The 19,964-nt window shown below is 62.8% G+C and carries 17 protein-coding genes; all 17 read right to left on the minus strand.

What is annotated here, in order from left to right:
- Positions 1–31: 31 nt before the first annotated feature.
- The 17 genes from ACYVGY_RS06225 to ACYVGY_RS06305 all read right to left on the minus strand — a co-directional run bounded on the left by ACYVGY_RS06225 (position 32) and on the right by ACYVGY_RS06305 (position 19,955).
- Entirely contained in the window at positions 32–1,294 is a 1,263-nt protein-coding gene (locus tag ACYVGY_RS06225) for a type II toxin-antitoxin system HipA family toxin (RefSeq protein WP_460456600.1), read from the minus strand.
- Positions 1,284–1,622, minus strand: coding sequence for a helix-turn-helix transcriptional regulator (locus ACYVGY_RS06230; protein ID WP_460456601.1), 339 nt, complete (start codon positions 1,620–1,622; stop codon positions 1,284–1,286). Before ACYVGY_RS06230 ends, ACYVGY_RS06225 begins: the two co-directional genes overlap by 11 nt.
- Before the next feature lie 69 nt (positions 1,623–1,691).
- Entirely contained in the window at positions 1,692–2,885 is a 1,194-nt protein-coding gene (locus ACYVGY_RS06235) for a glycosyltransferase family 4 protein (protein WP_460456602.1), read from the minus strand.
- Between the two features lie 23 nt (positions 2,886–2,908).
- Entirely contained in the window at positions 2,909–4,045 is a 1,137-nt protein-coding gene (gene wecB, locus ACYVGY_RS06240; RefSeq protein ID WP_460456603.1) for a non-hydrolyzing UDP-N-acetylglucosamine 2-epimerase, read from the minus strand.
- Between the two features lie 9 nt (positions 4,046–4,054).
- The gene (wbjC, locus tag ACYVGY_RS06245; protein ID WP_460456604.1) at positions 4,055–5,161 is read right to left on the minus strand and encodes a UDP-2-acetamido-2,6-beta-L-arabino-hexul-4-ose reductase; all 1,107 of its coding nucleotides are present in this window, start codon (positions 5,159–5,161) and stop codon (positions 4,055–4,057) included.
- 2 nt (positions 5,162–5,163) lie between these two features.
- Complete coding sequence (locus ACYVGY_RS06250; RefSeq protein WP_460456605.1) at positions 5,164–6,198, minus strand: polysaccharide biosynthesis protein; 1,035 nt, start codon at positions 6,196–6,198, stop codon at positions 5,164–5,166.
- Between the two features lie 590 nt (positions 6,199–6,788).
- Entirely contained in the window at positions 6,789–7,931 is a 1,143-nt protein-coding gene (locus ACYVGY_RS06255) for a glycosyltransferase (protein WP_460456606.1), read from the minus strand.
- 69 nt (positions 7,932–8,000) lie between these two features.
- Positions 8,001–9,242 (minus strand): hypothetical protein, encoded by a 1,242-nt coding sequence (locus ACYVGY_RS06260; protein WP_460456607.1) that lies wholly within the window; start codon positions 9,240–9,242, stop codon positions 8,001–8,003.
- Positions 9,239–9,706 carry a serine acetyltransferase gene (locus ACYVGY_RS06265; RefSeq protein ID WP_460456608.1) on the minus strand — a complete coding sequence of 156 codons (468 nt, stop codon included), beginning with the start codon at positions 9,704–9,706 and terminating at the stop codon, positions 9,239–9,241. The genes ACYVGY_RS06260 and ACYVGY_RS06265 overlap by 4 nt, the downstream gene beginning before the upstream one ends.
- Positions 9,703–10,644 carry a hypothetical protein gene (locus tag ACYVGY_RS06270; RefSeq protein WP_460456609.1) on the minus strand — a complete coding sequence of 314 codons (942 nt, stop codon included), beginning with the start codon at positions 10,642–10,644 and terminating at the stop codon, positions 9,703–9,705. Before ACYVGY_RS06270 ends, ACYVGY_RS06265 begins: the two co-directional genes overlap by 4 nt.
- A gap of 464 nt (positions 10,645–11,108) precedes the next feature.
- Entirely contained in the window at positions 11,109–12,386 is a 1,278-nt protein-coding gene (gene tviB, locus ACYVGY_RS06275; RefSeq protein WP_460456610.1) for a Vi polysaccharide biosynthesis UDP-N-acetylglucosamine C-6 dehydrogenase TviB, read from the minus strand.
- 8 nt (positions 12,387–12,394) lie between these two features.
- Positions 12,395–13,759 carry an O-antigen ligase family protein gene (locus tag ACYVGY_RS06280; RefSeq protein WP_460456611.1) on the minus strand — a complete coding sequence of 455 codons (1,365 nt, stop codon included), beginning with the start codon at positions 13,757–13,759 and terminating at the stop codon, positions 12,395–12,397.
- A 101-nt stretch (positions 13,760–13,860) separates the two neighbouring features.
- Positions 13,861–14,310, minus strand: coding sequence for a FecR family protein (locus tag ACYVGY_RS06285; protein WP_460456612.1), 450 nt, complete (start codon positions 14,308–14,310; stop codon positions 13,861–13,863).
- Positions 14,311–14,545: 235 nt separating this feature from the next.
- The gene (locus tag ACYVGY_RS06290; protein WP_460456613.1) at positions 14,546–14,992 is read right to left on the minus strand and encodes a hypothetical protein; all 447 of its coding nucleotides are present in this window, start codon (positions 14,990–14,992) and stop codon (positions 14,546–14,548) included.
- 115 nt (positions 14,993–15,107) lie between these two features.
- Positions 15,108–16,358, minus strand: coding sequence for a tetratricopeptide repeat protein (locus ACYVGY_RS06295; protein WP_460456614.1), 1,251 nt, complete (start codon positions 16,356–16,358; stop codon positions 15,108–15,110).
- Positions 16,351–17,673 (minus strand): hypothetical protein, encoded by a 1,323-nt coding sequence (locus ACYVGY_RS06300; protein WP_460456615.1) that lies wholly within the window; start codon positions 17,671–17,673, stop codon positions 16,351–16,353. The genes ACYVGY_RS06295 and ACYVGY_RS06300 overlap by 8 nt, the downstream gene beginning before the upstream one ends.
- A complete protein-coding gene (locus ACYVGY_RS06305; RefSeq protein WP_460456616.1) occupies positions 17,673–19,955 on the minus strand; it encodes a GumC family protein in 2,283 nt (760 codons plus the stop codon). Before ACYVGY_RS06305 ends, ACYVGY_RS06300 begins: the two co-directional genes overlap by 1 nt.
- Between the last annotated feature and the right edge of the window lie 9 nt (positions 19,956–19,964).

Genomic DNA, 19,964 nt, shown 5'->3' on the forward strand with positions numbered 1-19,964 from the left:
AGGGGGAAGGCCATACGATGGTGCCGCGCCGCTACTCGGTATAGCCCTGCAGGGCGAAGGGGTTGAGGAACTGCCGGCCCCACATCGCATCGCGGTCAGCGGCACCCAATTGCGCTTCCTCGCACACCGCAGCCCAATGCGTCCGCAGGCAGGCCAACTGTCCCGAGATGATGGCCCGGGCATCGCCCGGGGACAACTGGAAGTACGATGCCGCCGCCAGGCACACCGACAGCCGGCTGAAGCGATCATTGCCGACGATCTTCATCGCCTGCGTTGCTTCCTGGCCAGTACGCAGCTGGGGGCACAGGTCGAACGCCGGCGTCAGTGACAGCTGGCCGCCGTCCCAGAACGCGGCGTGGTTGCGCGCGTGGTCGTCGGTATTGCCGCAAAGAATGTTGAACACCAGGCGGGCGAACAATTCACGCAGATCGCGCGCCGGCGCCGCGAACCGATGCCGCACGATTTCGGCCAAGTCCTGGTAGCTGGCATAGGCCGCCATCATTTCATCCAGCCCCAGCAGCGTCAGCGCCGACACCACGCCATGCCGTCGCCAACCCTCGGGCTGCCGGCTTCGGTCGAAGCGGCGGACCAGCAGCACGTCCCGCCCCGCGGCTTTCACGAGCTTCACGGCCGCTACGTCCAGGCCGGCCAGCGCCGCCAGTCGCATGGCCACGTACTCGGCTTTGACCACGGGAACCAGGTCGGTGGTACTGGAAAACTTGGCGATCCACTGCTGCCCGTCGTCCAGCAGCGTGGCCTTCGGGCGCGCGCCGCCGATGGATGTCCCGTGGTTGAGCACCTGGGCCAGGGCCGGCGTCAGCGGCAGGCCCTGTTCGATCCTCTCCGCGCTTTCCAGCAGCTGTTCAAGGCTGGCATCGGCACCCTCGCGCGCCACGTACTGTGTGGCCGACACCTGGAAGTCGATCGCACCCACCCGATTTGAACCGGACGCCAGCAGATAGGTCAGCTCGCCCAGCACCGCGGGATCCACCGCGCCCCGGAGGCCACGCTGGTGCAGGATGGCGCGCCGACCCCAGGCGTCCGGGGCCGCGTCACGCAGGCAGCCGGGCATGGAAAGCCCGGCCAGCAAGGGCCGCAAGCCCGGCACCAGCGGCAGCTCGGGCAAGTACAGGGCCATGGCATCGGAACGCGCCAGATAACTGCGGCCATAGTTGAACTGCAGGCCCAAGGCCGTGGGCGCCAGACGCCCCGCCACCACCGGATCCAACTGGCCTGGCAGCCAGACCCAAACAAAGGCCTCCGGCACCGGCGAGGCGGCGGCCTCAGAAATCATCGTTCACCGGCCCGGGGGGCGCGTGCACGGCCTTGGGCAGCAGCGCGAGGCGGGCCTGCGCGTCCAGGCGGCGCGCCTGCAGGGCCCCCAGTTCGGGCTCGAACAGGGCCACGCCGAGGATGGCGGCGAGTTCGAACACCACTCCGATTTCGCAGCGCGGGTCGCCTTTCTCGATGCGGTGGAGCATGTCGCGGGAAACGCCCGCCCGCTCCGCCAGCGCCTGGGTGCCCATCTTCTTTTCGATGCGCGCGGCGCGAAGCAGACTGCCCAGCAGGCACAGGGCCTCCAGGCTGTAGCGGGAATAGCTGCGGGCGGAAAGGCGCGGCATGGGTGGATGCTAGTCTTACTTGTCAGACATTTCAACAGTTAAGTCTTACTGGAAAGACGCCAATGGTCTTCAATCTTCCCGCTGCAGCCCCTCGGCGACCTGCTTGGCCGCGGCCTGGGGCGAGAAACCCCGTAGCGCCAGTTCGCGGCCCTTCACACCCTGGCGGCTGCGCAAGGCGGCGTCATCCGCCAGCGCGAGGACATGGCGCTGCAGCGTTGCGGGGTCGTCCCCCGCCACCACGAAGCCGACGTCTTCTTCCTGTATCAGCGCCTGCAGGTCATTGCCCGGATTGATGCGCGCCAGCACCGGCAGGCCGGCGTGCAGGTAGGTAATGAGCTTGCCGGGGATGTTGTGGGTGCGGTGGCGGGGATCAAGCGCGATCAGCCCGACGTGACACTGCGCCAGTAGGCCGGGGATTTCCTGCGAATCGATCTCGTCGACGAACAGCACATTGTCCAGCGCTTGGGCGGCCGCCTGCGCCTGCAGCCGCGGCAAGTCGGTGCCGCGCCCCACGAACAGGAAGCCGATGTCGGCGCGATGGCGCAGCGCCACCGCGAGTTCCAGCAAGGCATCCATGCCCTGCGCGGCTCCCATGTTGCCGGTGTAGGCGAATACCGTGCGGCCCGCGAGCGGGCTTTTGGAAAGATCGAAGAAAGTCGGCGCCAAGGGCGGCACGGCCATCCAGTTGCTCAGCACCTCGATGCGGGCGCCCGGGGGCGCGTCACGCGCCACCAAGGGCGCGTTGGCGGGCGTCTGCACGCCAATGACATCGGCGGCGGCGTACTGGCCGCGCTCCACGCGTTTAAAATAACGATAGACCGGCCCGTTACGCAGCAGGCCGGCGTCCAGCGCCCAATCGGGAAACAAGTCACGAAGGATCAGATAGCTTCGGCAGCCATGGCGCCGCTTGATGGTCGTGACCAAGGGCGCCAGGAAGATGGTGGGGGAATACCAGACCACGCCATCCCAAGCTTGGTTGGCATAGGGGCTGCGGGCCAGGCCACGCAGCAGGGCCCTGGGCAGCCACCACTCCGCCAGTGCGCGCCGAACCTTGCCCACGTCCTTGGTGCGCGGAGCGGCGACGCGAATCACGGGCGTGCCGTCCAGCGTCTCCACCAGCACGGGCTTGTCCAGCCCTTCGCTGGGCACCAGCACCACAGGGTTGTGGCCCTGCTCGCGCAGCTCACGCACGAAGTCGCGCATCAGCAGCGCGGCGGAAATGCGGGACGGGACGTACACGTCCATCACGACCAGGATTGTCATGCCCACGGCTGGCCGTCCCGGGCTCAGTACTTCTTCCAGACCACCCGGTTCACATAGTCCACGTAGCTGTGGATGATGCGGACCACCTTTTCGGACACGTTGGGCATGCTGTAGTCAGCCACTTGGCGCAGGCTGCGCACGTCACCGGTGGGCTGGCTTTCCAGAATGGTCAGCCCCTGCATCACGCGCTCCGGGTTCATGCCCACCATCATGACGGCGCCCTCTTCCATGCCTTCCGGGCGCTCATGGGCGTCGCGAAGGTTCAGGGCGCGGAAGTTGAGGATGGAGGCCTCTTCATTGATGGTGCCGCTGTCCGAAAGAGAAGCCTTGGCTTCCGTCTGCAGGCGCACGTAGTCGGCGAAACCCAGGGGCTTGAGCAGCTGCACTTGCGGGTCCAGGGTCACGCCCATGGTCTCGATGCGCTTGCGGGTTCGGGGGTGGGTGGAGACGATGACCGGGAAACCGTAGGTCGTGGCCAACAGGTTGAGAACTTCCACCAAGCCGAGGAAGTTCCTCTCCGAGTCGATGTTTTCCTCGCGGTGGGCGCTGACCACAAAGAATTGCCCGGGCTGCAGCCCAAGGCGCGCCAGCACGTCAGAGGCGGCAATGCCGTCGGCGTAGTAGGCCAGCACCTCGCACATGGGGCTGCCGGTCTTGATCACGCGGTCGGCCGGCAGGCCTTCGGCCAGCAGGTACTCGCGGGCGATGTCGCTGTAGGTCAGGTTGATGTCGGCCGTGTGGTCAACGATGCGGCGGTTGATCTCCTCGGGCACGCGCATGTCAAAGCAGCGGTTGCCCGCTTCCATATGGAAGGTGGGAATCTTGCGGCGCTTGGCGGGGATCACGGCCAGGCAGCTGTTGGTATCGCCCAGCACCAGCATGGCATCGGGGGCCACTTCGGCTAGCGCCTTATCCACGGCAATGATGACGTTGCCAATGGTCTCGGCGCCGGTGGCGCCAGCGGCCTCCAGGAAAATATCAGGCTTCCGAAGCCCCAGTTCGGCGAAGAAGATACCGTTCAATTCGTAGTCGTAGTTCTGGCCGGTGTGGATCAGCACGTGGTCGCAGTGCTGATCGAGCGCGGCGAGCACCCGCGACAGCCGGATGATCTCCGGGCGGGTGCCTACAACGGTGGCGACTTTGAGCTTCTTCACGGTCATGGCTGCCCTTCAAACCTTGCTGGCGATGGTATCGGGGCGCGCCCGATCAAAGATCTCGTTGGCCCACAGCATGACCACCATCTCATCTTCCCCGATATTGGTGATGTCGTGCGCCCAGCCGGGGATGGTCTCGACAATCATGGGCTCCGCGCCGTCAGTGTCCAGCTCATAGGTTTCATCGGTAAGGATATGGCGGAACTTGAAGCGCGCCCTGCCCTTGATGACCAGGAACTTTTCGGTCTTGGAGTGGTGGTAGTGGCCGCCGCGGGTAATGCCAGGATGCGCGGTGAAGAAGGAGAACTGGCCTGAGTCCTTTGTCTTGAGCATTTCCACGAACACGCCGCGCGGGTCGCCGTACTTGGGCACCCCGTAGCTAAACGCGGCAGTGGGCAGGTAGCTCACATAGGTGGCGTACAGGGCGCGGACCAGACCCTCGCCTACGCGCTCGGTAACCAGCGACTGCCGCACGTCGGCGAAGGCCTCAATCTGCAGGGCCAGATCACCCACCGTGCTTTCGTAAACCGGGGCGACTTCGGCGAACACCGCACCCTGCGGCGGCGCAGACAGGAAGCTCAGCAGCTCGGTCACCACGTCATCTACATAGACCAAGCGCACCGCTGCCGAAGAATCATTAATTCGAATCGGCAAGCCTCGAGCCAGGTTGTGGCAAAAAGTTGCTACGGCAGAGTTATAGTCAGGGCGGCACCATTTTCCGAAAACGTTTGGCAACCGAAAGATAGCGACCGGTGAACCGGTGCTGCTGGCATGCGCCACCAAGCATTCTTCGGCAGCACGCTTGCTGTTGCCGTAGGGGTTGTCCAACTCGGCCTGAATCGAAGATGCGAACGCCACCGGCACAACTCGCCCTGTGGCGCGCAAGGCGTCGCACAGCCGCAGGGTGCACTCAGTGTTGCCAGAAACAAACTCCGCCGGATCCTGCGGGCGATTGACGCCGGCCAGGTGGATGACGGCATCGGCTTGACGCACGGCGTCGAGAAATTCAGCAACGCTGGTGCTGCGGGTAACGGCCAGTACTTCGTAGGCAGGCTGTTCGGACAGCGCCACGCGAAGGTTCTTGCCAATGAAGCCTTCGGCTCCGGTCAGTAGGATCTTCATAGTCAGTCGACCAGTTGCGCGGGCCGACCCGCAACTAGGTCGCGGATGAACTGCAACTTCAAAAGCAACGCCTTCATTCCTTCGACATCCAGTTGCTGGGTGTTGTGCGAGTTGTAGTCCTGACTCCGGCTGATCCCGGTTTCCCCCTGATCCACGTACTTGCCATAGTTAAGGTCACGCAGGTCGGGCGGAATGCGGAAGTAGCCTTCCAAGTCTTGGGCGTGGGCGTTCTCTTCCCGGCTGAGCAGGGTTTCGTGCAGCTTCTCGCCGTGACGGGTGCCGATGATGTTGATGGGATGGCCCTGCTTCCCCAGCAGCTCGAGAAGGGCCTTTGCCAGCACTTCCAGGGTAGCGGCTGGCGCCTTCTGGACGAAAATATCGCCACTTTGGCCGTGCTCGAAAGCGTAGAGGACCAAGTCGACAGCATCGGCAAGGGTCATCATGAAACGGGTCATCTGCGGGTCGGTAATCGTCAACGGCTGCCCCGCCTGGATCTGTTCGACAAACAGCGGAATAACGGAACCGCGGGACGCCATTACGTTGCCGTAGCGAGTACCGCAGATAGTGGTTCGCTCCGGGTCGGCACTGCGGGACTTGGCGACGAACACCTTCTCCATCATCGCCTTTGAGATGCCCATCGCGTTGATGGGATACACGGCCTTGTCGGTACTCAGGCAGATAACTTTTTGCACGCCACACTGTATCGCGGCCTCAACAACATTCTCCGTACCAATGACGTTCGTCTTCACAGCCTCCATTGGATGGAACTCGCAAGACGGCACCTGCTTTAGAGCAGCAGCATGAAAAACGTAGTCGACACCTCGCATTGCGGCCAACACAGAGGCAGGATCTCGTACATCTCCTATATAGAACTTCAACTTATCGTCGCAAAACTGCTTTCGCATATCGTCCTGCTTCTTCTCATCCCGACTAAATATCCGAATCTGGGCGATATCAGACGACAGGAAAGATCTCAAGACAGCATGCCCAAAAGAGCCGGTCCCACCCGATATCAGCAACACTTTTCCAGAAAACATCTCGGCGCCCCCTATTCATATCGCTCGCCAGCTAAATACACATGCCGCCACAGAACCAACGGTGGCTGCGTCGTAAACTACATTCGAAGAACAGCGCTATGAAATAGCCTCAGCAATCTTCGCCACAGTCTGCGGCGTACGAATTCTACTACCCAATCAGCCGGCTTTAGCCGATAACTTCGCCCCTATCCACGAGTCAATATCGGCATGCCCCGAAAGCACTCTGCACCTGTTCGCCGGGCCGAAAGCGCGAACCAAGCTGTGTCGGGGCAACGACTTCGAAAGGACAACTAAAATGATCCCCTCGCTGCTAATAGGACTACTAGTCCTAACCGTAAATGAGTCCCCAATTGTCGCAACCGCGAACGAACGCACGCACCCCGCCACCCAAGTCGCACCCTCTCGCAAACTACGAATCCATCATTGGTGCCAAGAAAGGGAAAAACTTGAGGATCTCAAATGCGAGGAGAAGTGCAGCGAAGCTAAAAGCGAACACGTCGAAACGACTTCAATTTGCGGAGCGATAACCAATTGCAACTGCGAGTCGTCGTAAGGCCATCGCAAGCGGCAACAGCGAATGATCTGGCCACTTAGCCCACGGCAGAAATTCCCCCAACCTGAGCTAGCGAACGCCGTATGGTCCTTGCCACGCACTGCCAGTCGGCCGGGAATGTCCTAAGCCGACACGAACCGCCTTCGACAAGTTCAGCCTGCGTCTTTGGACTTAAAGAAAGCGCCAGCATTGCGTCTGCCCAAGCGACCGGACTAGCCGGATCTACGAAAATAGCCGCGTCCGGACAGAGCTCACGCGCGAAGGGAAGATCAGACGTCAGAATTGGCTTCCGAAATGCCATCGCCTCCAGATGAGCTGAACTGAGTGATTCGAGCTGACTTGGTATAACAACGGCATCCATCCGCCTGTAAACACTGCCAAGGTCACTTGGGGAAACCCAACCAAGCAGCTCCAATTGGCCTCTCGAAATCAACGCTTCGGCGCGCGGGCGGATTTTACTCGGCAGATCCGTCAGCGCCAAAGTAAAGATCAACTTAATCTTGGAATCACCACTCCACAACATATCGAGAGCTGAGAGCAGCACCTGGTGATTTTTGTGTGGAAAATACGTAGACACATACCCAAACGTGAATTCCAAATTTCGGCGAGATGGCACGTGCAGTGCAGCTAACTCAGACTCAGAAAGACGCTCGACATCCACTGCCTTCGATACAACCAAGACTTTCCCGGCAGAAGCACAAAACCTTCGAACCTGAGCGGCCATGTATTCGGTCTGCACAATTACAAGATCGGATGCCCATATAGTGAGTCTTGAGAACAACCTGATCGCTAAAGCGTTGACTGCACCCGAAGGGTGCATTCTAACTACGGGGACTGGGTACACTTGATACGCGTTGTTAATGCTCACCACTTGCGGCACTGCACCACGCAGGTAGGCGCCTAGATTCATTGACCACACGATGTCAACGCCGAGTGCGACGGCCAAGCGTCTCAGCCCAATCGTGCCGTACCACAACCTGCCGAGCTCGCCGCCGACGGGAGGAACAATCGTATGAAGGTGCACATTAGGCAGATCAGAAAGGTCGCAGAAATCGTCTGCGCGACGACTGGCAATAATCACTTCATCTTCTGGGAAAGATTCGGCAAGCGCCGTGAGGAGCTGTCGAATATTGCTCAGGCCGCCACCGCCGCCTACGTAATAGCTAAATAGAATTCTCACGTTAGTTTCCAGCAGTGTACTTAGAAGACAAGTTGCCTACCGAGAAAAGCCGGTGCCGTCCGCATGACTCTAGTGCCTCGGACCGATCGAGTACCTAAACGAAAATACCCACGCGACACCTGCAGCTAGCAATCCGCGCGTCACGAAGTTCATGACAGCAGTAGCAAACTCTGCGAATGGGAGATTGCCAGCGAAAATAACCCCGTACGCGTAGAGCAGCACGAGCGCCGGCGAATAGCGCTTTTGCTCCCGCAGAGCTGAGTACGCCCTAGCAAGACCCGCAAACGAAAAAAATAGAATTGCGAACGCCACAACGACACCGCCAGCCCGACCAAAATTCATGACCGACTCTGCGAAAATTCCAGGGCTGTCACGCGACGAACCGGCCCAAAGTGTTCCGAAATAGTATTTTGTGTATTCCTCACCCGCACCATCGGGCTTGCCTGGCCAAACAGTTCGTGGCACAAAATTGGTGATCGAGGCAACAAATGTTCGGCCGTATAGCAACGGCGAATATTCGGTTCGTTCGATCATCTCCAGTGGAATCACGCCGTAGCGAAGCGACTTTGAGTCCGCAACAGCTATCAAAGGACTATCGTCGAAACCGCGCGTCAGGTCCGACGCGCGATTTCTAACATCCTCGAGAATAATCAACAGCGAAAGGCCAATGACAACACCCACCGCGCCCGCCTTGATACTGACCCCACCCCGCTGTCTAAAGCTCGCGCAGATAGCCATAACAAGAAACATGACTAGCAGCGTATTTCTAGAGCCCGACACCACGGCGGCTAGACTAGCCAATATCGTGAATACGCCAAACACAGTCCATTGCACTTTACTAACGCGATGCGTCGTAAATAGCAGAGCGAAGTAGGCGGTCTGAATTGACGGCGCCGCCTTCACCATTATCATTAGAAATCCTTGCCCCTCGAACCTTATCAGGCGCTCGTCCAACGTATCGAAATAGCCAGAGATGCCACCCCCAACTGCTACGACATACGCGGTAGCAAGGAATGCAGGTGTTGCGACTAACCAGCATTTGATAGCAATGCCTCGCACAGGAACACTCTCTGAGAACACATTTCGCTCTTTACCACGCTCGATGTAGCCCGCGACCAGACAGAGTGTCGCGACTATGATTATTGCGTAATAGACGAGAGCAACCGTGGGCTTGAGAAGCGCCCCTGCGTAAGAAACGATCATGAAGAAGAACAAGACTTTGCTTGAGCTGAGCGCGTCCTTGTTGAATCGAATCAGGGCGACAACAACCACTAGCAGCAAGACGAGCGTTCCGGCCTGCAGAATCGTCATGGGAGCCTCGCCTTTACGACTGTCCTGGGCAGTACATTTTTGTCGATGTAGGACAGTGCACCTATTACCGCGCCCTCACCGACGTCGATACCGCCTACTACTACCGCACCAGTGAATATTGAAACGTCGGAACCAATTTTTGGATAGCCGCCGCGAAGGCTTCCCAACGTTACGCCCTGATAGATCGTCACGTTGGCGCCAATTTGCACGCCGTCCCCAATCACGATTCCAACTGGATGGGGCAGTCTCAACCCAGGACCCACCTTCGCGCCGGAGGAAATATCAACCGAGAAAAGAAGAATGCCGAGCCAGCGCGAAGCCGGGCGGAGTACGCGTGGCAAGCCGGTGGTCATTCTTACCGTCAACGCCGCCATCGCGCTCGGGTTCGTTGCCAAGGCGATCCATTTCGGAAAGCCGTATAGCGCTATCAGGTCAGCTCTAACAAGAGAGATAGTTTTTCTCATGTCGTAATCGCCTTGATACGTCGGGCACATAGCAGGCAGTGCGTAATTCCAAAAACACACCAACACAATGTCGCAGACATGCCAACGTTTATCTGCACAAGAAGTAGTAGACCCAGCACACCAGTCGCTACCACAGCTGAACCAAGTACTGACCTCATCAAGAAATCGGTGAGAGATAGCGAGACCAACGCACCATTGAAGATGCTCTGAGTCACGGCAATGGCGGCCCCGAGACTAGTCGCCGCAAACAAGCCATTCGCCTCCACATCGATGCCATAAATTGTACGGACGGTAGCGCCCCCAAGCAGGTAAGCGGAAGGAACCAGCAAGGCCGCCGCAACCAATCCGGCGCCTAGACCTCGATGAATCAGTTGCTGACTGTTATCAACTCGCTGAGCGCGCGATTTCTTTGATACTCCGGCCAGATTCACGCTTACGACGGAGCCGACCACCACGGTCACGCCGAAAACAAGTGGAAAGACCATAGAAATCGCAAGAAAGTCCTCTGACGCCCCTATTGAACCAGTTATCACACGCGGAGCTGACGTCATGACCGTGATGAGGAATACCGCCATAGCTACGCTTGCTGCTCGGCGCATCGCAACTAGGACGTTCTTCATTGACCTAGACAGTTTCAATTCATCGGGCGATGAGAGGTAGACGGCGTAAACACTTATCGTTGCCGCGACCACGAAGGCGAGACTGGCTGCAAATCCAAGACGGGATGACACGTACAGGCACGCGATAAAGATCAATGATCGCAACGCCTGCGTAGTGGCACCGGCATGTATCCGACCTTCCTTGAATAGCGCAATCTGCGTATTGTCAGAAACCGCCTCAGATGCCTTTAAAACCATTACCGACACGATTGCGCCGACTGTTAGTGCGTAGTCGCTTGAACTGAAAACCAACACTAGTGTCAGCGAAGTAATCAGCACTAGACATAGCCCAAACAGCCTCGCAGAAAGATAGTCGCAGTCTGAAATACCTTGAATGGCGCTCGATAGCTGTATAGATCTAACACCACCCCCTAAGAGCAAGATTGCAGGGGTTAGAAGGGCTAACCAGTATGCGAACCTGCCAAACTCTTCAGGCCCGAAATTTCTGGCGAGAATAATCCCCGACACGATGGGCACCGCAGCTGATAGCACCGTGGCCGTAAGCGAGGAAACGTATCTTACTGAGCGCAATGGTATTCATTCCTTGACTTGGCCGACAATGCGTCGCTTTGGGCAGTGTGCTGACCTCGAAAATCCCTAGGCTAGCGTGGGCAGGGGCAGGCCGTGCAATCTGGCAGGACGGAGGAAAACGGCGCAGAGAGAGATGAGCGCTGATACAAATCCCGTGATTTGATTCTTAAAGAAGCGGTAGCACTTCGCCTCCAGTCTTGGAGGCATCGCTACTAGAGGCGCCCATCGACTGCGTCTCTTGGCAGAACGTGCTTCACATCGTAAACAACGGAAGCCGGCTTCCCGAATGCTCGTACCCCGCCCGGACCAAGTGTTCGAAATAGGTCATGACCAACAGCGAGAATAATGGCGTCATAGGCGCCGAGCTTTGGATGGGGGACAGGCGCCAATCCAAATTCATGCATCGCCTCGTCAGCATCTGCCCAAGGATCGTGTACGTCGACCCTGACGTTGTAGCTGACGAGCGTCTCAACTATGTCGACTGCGCGGGTATTACGGAGATCCGGACAATTCTCCTTGAACGCCAGCCCAAGCATCAACACCTTGGCGCGCACCGGACTGATGCCTTTGCGCACCATCAGCTTGATCACCTGCTCAGCCACGTAGGCCCCCATGCTGTCGTTGGTGCGCCTCCCCGCCAGAATAACCTGCGGGTGGTGCCCCACCTGCTGCGCTTTGTGCGTGAGGTAGTACGGGTCCACGCCAATGCAGTGCCCGCCTACCAGGCCAGGCCTGAACGGCAGAAAGTTCCACTTGGTGCCGGCGGCTTCCAGCACGTCCAGCGTGTCGATGCCCAGCTTGTTGAACAAGATGGCTAGGTCGTTCACTAGGGCAATGTTCAAATCACGTTGGGTGTTCTCGATCACCTTGGCTGCTTCGGCCACCTTAATGCTGGGCGCCTTGTGGGTGCCGGCGGTGATGATGCAGCCGTACAGCGCGTCCACGTAGTCGGCCACTTCGGGCGTGCTGCCGCTCGTCACCTTTTTGATGTTGGGCAAGCGGTGCGCCTTGTCCCCGGGGTTGATGCGCTCGGGACTGTAGCCGCAATGGAAGTCATGGTTGAATTTCAGGCCGCTCACTCGCTCCAGGATCGGCACGCAGTCTTCTTCGGTGCAGCCGGGATAGACGGTGCTTTCGTACACCACCACGTCGCCTTTCTTGAGCACGCTGCCGATGGCTTCGCTGGCTTTGATCAGCGGCGTCAGGTCGGGTCGCTTGGCCGAATCAATGGGCGTGGGCACGGTGACGATGTAGACGTTGCAGCCGGCGATGTCGGCCAGGGCGTGGGTGTAGCTGAGCTGGGGGGCGCTGGCCAGTTCTTCGGCGCTGCACTCCAGGGTGCCGTCTTTGCCTTCACGCAGTTCGCTGATGCGGGTGCTGCGGATGTCATAGCCCACGGTGGGGAACTGCTTGCCGAACTCCACCGCCAACGGCAGGCCTACGTAGCCCAGACCGATGATGGCGATGCGGGTGTTTTCCAAAGTCGGCATGGTTTATCTCAAGTCCGTTCTAGTGCTGGCTGCATTTCAGGGTGACGCGGCTTGCTCAGCAAGGCGGCCAGCAGGCCGGCACAGGCAAGCAACGCGGTGGTTCGCAGCGGGTAGTCGCCCAGGGAATGCAGGGCCAAGCCCAGCCATCCGATCAGGGCGCCGCGCGCCAGCAGTTGGTCGCGCGGGCTGGCCTCGCGGCGGCGCCAGGCGCGCCAGCCGGCCAGCAAGAAAAACCCTGCCAGCGTCAGCGCAACGGCAAGCGCAAGCCACTGCCCGTCCAGCCACAGCTCGGCGTAGTCGTTATGCGCGTGGTTGATGTAGCTGCTGACCGGCGAGTCCACGTCATAGGCTTCAAACGCGCGCCGGAACCCACCCAGGCCGGTACCCAGCGGCGCATGATCCTGCGCGGCCTCCGCCGTAAGCACGGCGTACTGGAAGCGCGCGTCCTCCATCGGGTCTTTCTGGAAGCGCTGCAGGATGCCGAACAGCGCGAACTGCACGCTAAGCAGCAGGCCCACGGCCACGATGGCGGCGATCAGCCGGCGGGTGCCGCCGCGCGGCCGGCGCAGGGCCAGCACCGCCGGCACGCTCAGCGCGATCGCCACCATGCCCAGCAGCAGGCCGGCGCGCGAACGCGCCAGCGCTAGCCCCAGGATCAGCAGGGCCGCGAGGCCCACGGCGGCCACCAGCCACAGCAGGGCGCCGTGGCCTTCGTCTCGCTGGATGCGCCACCAGGCCGCCGCGCCGATCAGCACGAAAGGCAAAGCCATCGCCAGCTGGCTGGCGAAGTGGTTGCGGTTGGCGAAGAAGCCGACGGCTTCCGTTGGATTGGTGATGGTGTAGAAGCGCAGCGCGCTTTCGGGGCCAGCGGCTAGTTGGGCGATACCGAGTACGGTGCCGGCGATGGCCACGGCCACCAGGATGCCCACCAGTTTCAGTCGCTGCCTTGCATCGAGCTGCAGGGCGGCCAGGAACAGGGCCACGGCGGGCAGCAGCCAGATCAGTGCGGTCTCAGTCCCAAACGGCGTCAGCGTCCAGCGCTGCGCGGGCTCGAGGCCGGCCAACGCCAACTGTTCGGCAATCTGTTCGCGCGCGGGCGCCGCCAGCCACAGCGCTTCGGGAATCGGCAGCAGCTGCAGCAGCGGCACCGCCAGCGGCAGCATGGCGAGCCAGGCGATGCGCGGCAGGCGATGCTCGGGCTGCGTTTCGCTGCGCCATAGGGTGATCAAGATCAGCCCCGCGGCCAGCGCCTGGCACAGCGCATCGCCCAGCGTGCCCTGCCCGCCGCCCAGCACCAGGCACAGCAACAGCAGCAGCGCGGCGAGCGGCCACTGCAGGCGAGCCAGAGGTGAGTCAATCGGGACGGGCGTCATGCATGTCATCCGCGGGGGCCACGTGCCACCCGATGATAGCCGGGCAATGAAACTGCCGCTCGGGGGCGGCGCGCTCCGGCTCCACGTCGTCTTGGCGCGGTTTAAGGGCTGGCGGGCCTGTCGTTGCCGCCGCCCGACTGCATCAGCGCCGCCACCACCAGCACGGCACCGGCGCCGATCAGGTAGGGGTTGACGCCCGTGGCCTTCGGCTCCGCGTTTTCCGCGGATTCTTCGGCCTGCGCCAGGCTCGGGCCGATCTTCTGCAGCTGGGCCGTCGCGCCGGCGCAGGTGGAAACGGCCGGCAAGTCCAGCATCGAGCCTTCGGGCAGCGGCAGCACGCAGCCGTCGGTGAAGGTGATCTCGGCGCGGGCGCCTTCCATCACCAGCACGCGGTCGCCGGCTACCAGCGCCTGGTTCTCGGTGGCGGTGACGAACTCATCGCCCTGGTTCACCAGCACGGTGCCTTCCTGCGTGCTGAGGATGGCGGCGGGTTCGGCCGCCAGGGCCGGAGTGGCCGACAGGGCGGCAATAAGTAGCGCGTTGCGAAGCATGCGGGATATTCCTGGGAAGCGAGAGCGAAGGCAGCCAGCGGATCGACCGGTGCTTTTCGCGACGTTCAATTGTAGCCGCTGCCGTCGTCGAAGCCCGACACGACATCGCCGGCGCATGCGTTGTGGATCAGTGGCTTGCGCCGCCGCGAGAAATTTTCAGCCGCGCGCACCGGTCGCGCGGGCAAGAAAAAGGCCGCCCGGGGCGGCCTTTCTGTTGGTGCGCGGTGCGAACCCGTTACGGGCTGGCGGCCGGCTCCTGGTAGGTGAACTTGCTGTCCATCTGCAGCGTGCCGACGATGGCCACGCCGAAGAAGCCGAACACCAGCGGCTCGTAGTTGAAGCGGCTGACGCCGCGGCTACCCACGGCCTGTGCGTAGCTGGGGCCGATGTTCTGGACGCTGGCCACGGCGCCGGCGCAGGTGGAGATTTCCGGCACGTCCACCAGCGAACCCGAAACCAGCGGCAGCACGCAGCCGTCGGTGAAGGTGATTTCGGCGCTGCCGCCTTCCATGACCATCACGCGGTCGCCGGCCTGCAGAAGCTGGGCGTCGGCGGCGGTGACGAATTCGTCGCCCTGGTTCACCAGCACGGTGCCCTGCTGCGCGCTGAGCGTAGCGGCGCTATCGGCGGCGAAGGCCGGGGCGGCTATGAGGGCGGAGAGGATTAGGGCGGTGCGGATCATGGGGTGCTCCCTTGGGGGGCGGTGAGGCAGATTTGGGGTCTAGGTTAGGCGGGTTGGGGGGCTGTGGCAAGGGGGGGGAGGGGTTCGGGCCTGAAGGCCCTCCTACAGGAATTACTTACTTAGGGGGGTGGCGGGAGATTTTCAGGGTGTCGAACCAGGCGCGGCCGCCGATGCGTTGTTCGGCGGGGATGCGGGCGGGGAGGCGGAGGGTGAGCCATTGGGCGGCGCAGTTTTGGGGCGGGACTTCGAAATCGGCCTGCAGCTCGCGCCAGGGGCCGTTGCCGCTCAGGGGCGGGGTTTCGCCCAGGGCCGGGCCGCCGGTGGCGCAGGTCAGGGTCCAGACCAGGCCGCGTTCGGTGCGCAGGGTGTCGGGTTTGGCGCGGGCGCTGAAGGTGTAGCGGCCGGGGGCCAGGGCCAGCAGCTGGCGCACGTGGGCGAAGGGCACGCGCCGGTCTTCGAAGGCCACGCGCAGGGCCAGGCGGTCGCTGGCGCCTTCCGTGGGCAGGCGATCGATGCGGGCGCCGGCGATGCGGCCAAAGCGCCAGTCGAAGCCGCCCTGCCCCGGCTCCCATTCGAAGCCGCCGTTGAAGACATTGCCCAGCCCGCCCAGTTTGTCGGGCGGCAGCTGGCTGACCCACACCAGATAGGCCTGGCCCCAGCGGCCCTCGCGGCCCAGGCGGTCGACCCAGGCGCTGAGTTCGGCCGGGGCCAGGCCACCGGGGGCCCGGCGCAGGCGGTCGAACAGCGGGGCGACGGCGTCGGCGTCCGGGGCCTTGGCGGCCACCGCCGCCAGCAGCCGGCCGCGCCAGGGCGGCGCGCTGGCCAGGCGTTCGGCCAGGGCGGCGTGCGCGGGGGCGGCGCTGGCCAGGCCCAGCAGCTGGGCCTCCATGTTGGGGAACAGGCCGGGGTTGACCCGCAGCAGCAGGTCCAGGTTCTGCATCGCGGCCGGCAGCTCGCCTTCGGCCAGGTGGTAGTCGAGCAGCCAGGCCTGGCTGGCCAGGTCGCGCGGGGTGCGTTGGGCGGCCACCTTGAACAAACGTGCGGCCTGTTCGCGGTCGCCGGCGGCGTCGGCCAGGGTGCCCAGGATGCGGTAGCTGCGGCCGTCCAGCGGGTTGGCGCGCAGGGCACGCCGGGCGTGGTCAGCGGCGGCTTCGGCCTGGGCCGGCTGGTCGGCCAGGCGCAGGGCCTGGCGGTACAGGGCTTCGGGGTGGTCGCTGCGCCAGGCCAGGGCCCGGGCCGGGTTGGAGATGGCGTAGTGGTCGGCGACGCCGTTCTGCACGGCGCGCCCGCCCAGCAGCACCAGGGCGCCGGTGGCGAAGGCCAGCAGCAGCCGGCGCAGGCGGTAGCGCAGCACGGGCTTAGTCATGGATTACCTGGCTGATCTTCAGTTCGCCGTTTTCCTGGCGCAGGGTGAAGCGGATGGCCCCGCGGGTCGTGGTGCCCGCGCGCAGGCGGCCTTCTTTTACCCAGGCCTCGTAGCCGGCCAGCACCACCGCGCCGCTGCCGCTGGTGATCCAGCCGTTGGGCTGCAGGTCGAGGCGGCGTTCGCGCGAGTTGGTGAACAGCCACTGGTAGTCGTAGGCGATGGCGTCGCGGTCGCCGCGGTTGTTGCGGGCGTCGCGGGTGAACAGGCGCATCAGCGCGTTGATGTCGCCGGCGGCGTAGGCGGTGGTGAAGCGGCTGAGCAGAGCGTGGGCGGTGGCTTCGTCCAAGCCCTCCCCCGCCGCCACCGGAACCCCTGTAGGAGGGCCTTCAGGCCCGAAGCTTTCCAGGGCCAACGCCACGTCCGGCACAGACGCGGTGGCTGTGGGGGTTGGGGAGGGGTTCGGGCCTGAAGGCCCTCCTACAGGGTGCGGCGCGGGTGTAGGAGGGCCTTCAGGCCCGAAGCTTTGGGCGGGGATGGGGTGGAGAGCTATCGGGACTGAAGTCCCTCCCACAGGGGGTTGTTGGAGGGTGGGGAGGCGGGGGATTTGGGTGGAAGGGAGGTCTTGTCTGGCCAGTTGGGGGCGGGCGGGTTTTTGTTGGGTGTACCAGAGCAGGGCGACCAGGCTGACGGCGGCCAGGGCGAGGCCACCCAGTACGACTACCGGCAGGCGGCGGGCGGTGCTTGCGGAGAGGATGGGGGCGGCGTCGTTTTCGCGGGTGATGCGCGCCTGGCGAGCGGCGGCGAGTACGGCGGCCGGGGTGGCGCTGACGGAGGTTGCGGCGAACCAGTCGTCGTTGGCGTCGGCCTGGGGGGCGGTTTCGCTGCTGTTGTTGTCGCCCTCCCCCATCAACGCGCCGCTGCGGCGCAGTTGCTGCCAGGCGCGGGTGACGCGGTCGGTGTAGACGCTGTCCCAGTCGTCGGGGTTGCGGTCGGGGTGCAGCCAGCGGATCAGCCAGCGGTAGTGTTCGCGCACGCGGGCCGGCGGGGCGTCGGGGTTTACGCCCAGCACGCGGTGCGGGTCGGCGCCGGCGGCGAACATCACCTGCTGCACGAAGAACACGGCGGCTTCGGTCACGCGTTCGGGGGATTCGCCGCTGGCGTCGGCGCTGGCCGCGGCCTGTGCTGCGTCGCCTGCCGCAAGACGCAGCAGCTCGATTACGTCGTCGGGCAGCGGCCGCTGCGCCGCCATCGCCAGCAGCGTCGGCGCACGGTAGTAGGCCAGCGCCTGCTCCAGTGCGTAGCCGACGCCCGCCATCAGCGGCGTCCCAGTTTCTTGGCCTCTTCCTGCCCGCCGTACGAATAGTAGTTGTAGGCGCCGTAGCCGTAACCGTGGCCCGCATGCTTGCTGCTGAACTTGGTAAGCAGCCCGCCCACTACGTGCGCGCGCGCCGCCAGCAGGCGCTTGAGCGCATTGCGCGCGACGGTGATGCGGGTCTCGCCCGCCTCCACCACCAGCAGCGTACCGTCGGCCATGTTGGCCAATATCGGCGCATCGGCCAGGCCCATCACCGGCGGGCCGTCAATGATCACCTGGTCGAACTTCTCGCGCGCAATCGAGATCAGGCTCAGCATCTTCGGCCCCATCAGCAGCTCGGCCGGGTTCGGCGGCAGCGGGCCGCAGCTCATGTACATCAGGCCCGGCGTGTCGGTGGCGCCGATGACGTCGGTGGCCTTCGCCGCGCCGGCCAGGTAATTGCTCAGGCCATTGCTGTTGTCCACGCCCAGGGTGCGGTGCAGCGACGGATTGCGCAGGTCGGCATCAATGATCAGCACCTTTTTGCCCAGCTGGGCGAAGTTGCGGGCCAGCGTAAGCGCGGTGGTGGACTTACCTTCCGACGGCGTGGCGCTGGTGATCAACAGACTGCGCGGCACGCCGTGGTCGGTGGCGAACTGCAGCGCAGTGCGCACCGAGCGATACGACTCGGCGAAGGCCGAGCGCGGATCCTCCAGCGCCTTGGCCGGGGTCATCGGTGCCTTGAGCAGCGGGATTACGCCCAGCACGGAAAGGCCCAGCTGCTTCTCGACGTCTTCGGGCGACTTCAGCGTGTCGTCCAGGTATTCGAACACGAAGGCCAGCAGCACGCCGCCAAACAGACCCAGCATCAGACCCACGGCGAGATTCAACGTGAGTCTGGGCTTGTGCTTGTTGGTCGGCGTCTCGGCCTGGTCCACCACCGAGATGTTGTTGGTGCCGACACCGCCCGCGACGCCGATCTCCTTGTAGCGCTGCAGCAGGCCGTCATAGAGCTCGCGATTGGTGTCCACCTCGCGCTTGAGGATGTTGTACTGGATCGACCGACTCTGCAGGTCCAGCACCTCATCGCGCAGCATGCCCACCTGCGAAGACAGCAGCTCCTCCTGGGCCAGCGCCGTCTCGTAGTCGGCGCGAATGGCGGATTTGATATTGCCTACCTCCATCGCCAGCTGGCGGTCGGTCTCATCAATCTGCGCCTTGAGCTGGAGCATTTCCGGGAAAGCCGGCTTGAATACGCGCAGCTTGTCCTGATACTCGGCCGACAGCTTGGCGCGCTGCTCTTGCAGGGTCTGGACGATCGGGCTGCCCAGCACTGTGGCCAGGCCCATCCCGGTGGCGCTTTCCGCTTGGCGCCAGCGCGCCTCGGCGCGGATGCGCTCGTCCTGGGCCTTGGCTACCGCCGTGTTGAGTTCACCCAGGCTCTGCGTCGAAAGGGAGGAGCCGTCGTTCGCATCTACGATTTTTTCGCGTTGGGCAAAGGCCACCAGCTGCTTCTCGGAATCTTCCAGCTTTAGCTTCAACTGCTCCAGCCTGTCCTCGAGGAACCCCGTGGCATAGGTGGATGCATCGAAGCGGCGGTCAAGATTCGAGGCGATATAGGCTTCGGCAACGGCATTCACCACGCGCCGTGAGAATTCCGGATCCTCGCTGTCGAAATGTACGCGCACCAAACGCGAATTTCGCACGGGCTCGATGCTCAGGCTGCTCAAGAACCAAGTGGTTATCCCACTTTGGGTTCGCTGCTCGGCCGAAGCAACTTCCGCGGCCGTCATGGACTCCAGGTCCTGCTCAGCTCCACCACCCAGCAAGACCTTCCACGGCGAAGGCGTGGTCATGGCCTGATAAACAGGGTCGTTGGCGATGTTGAGCTGGGAGATGACACGCTGCGCCAGCGAGCGGCTTTGCAGCAACTCGTATTGGGTCTGGTAGAAGTCGCGGTCGGCCGGCGACTCGGTCGGCGAAAATCCCTCCACGTCGACGATCTTGATGGTGTCGCGTTCGATTTGAACGGTGGTGCTGGCGCGATAGATCGGCGTCATCAGCAGCGTGCCCACCAGCGTTGTCATCAGTACGATGCCGAGCACGCCGAGCACGGTCCAGCGGCGCTTGAGGATGATGCGCCAGTAGTCGAGCAGATTGATCTCGTCGCCGTTGTCGGAATTTTCCTGGGCGCGCAGCTCGAGGCTCAGCGCTTGGCTACGGGCAACGGCCATCGTTTTGGCGGCGGCATCCGATGGCATCGGCAGGCCGGCGCCCTGCCCTTCGGGCTCGTGCTGAGTCATGGAGTCTTG

Source organism: Arenimonas alkanexedens (assembly GCF_054781355.1).